Here is a 394-nt window from a genome sequence, read left to right as displayed (position 1 = left end):
GCCCCGGCCGGGATGCTGCCGCACACGCCGCCCGGGAGGTCATCGAGCTTCTGGAAGTGCTCTGGAACAAGGGCCGGGACATGACGTCGTCGGCTCCGGTGTCGTCCTCGCAGTTGCGGGTGCTGTACATCCTGGAGCGCGATCAGCCGATCAACCTGCGCACGCTGGGCGAGGTGCTCGGCTCGGCGCCGTCCTCGGTCAGCCGTATGTGCGACCGGCTGGACGCGCTCGGCTTCATCGAGCGCTCGCCCAGCTCGGCCAGCCGCCGGGAGCTGGAGCTGCGGTTGTCCAGCCGAGGCGACAGCTACCTGAAGACCTTGCGCGGCCGCCGGGAAGCCGCGCTGCTCGACGTCATCTCCGCCATGCCACCCGCGGAGCGGGCCGCACTCGCGGC

Annotated in this window: 1 protein-coding gene; it reads left to right on the top strand. The window is 71.3% G+C overall.

What is annotated here, in order from left to right; genetic code table 11:
- On the top strand, positions 1 to 394 hold a 394-nt coding region (locus IH00_RS0107400), incomplete at both ends, for a MarR family winged helix-turn-helix transcriptional regulator (protein WP_063835337.1).

This window comes from Streptomyces sp. NRRL S-118, assembly GCF_000716335.1.
Taxonomy (GTDB): domain Bacteria; phylum Actinomycetota; class Actinomycetes; order Streptomycetales; family Streptomycetaceae; genus Streptomyces.
The sequence above is the reverse complement of the archived record's forward strand: the minus strand, read 5'-3'. Positions and strand labels throughout refer to the sequence as shown.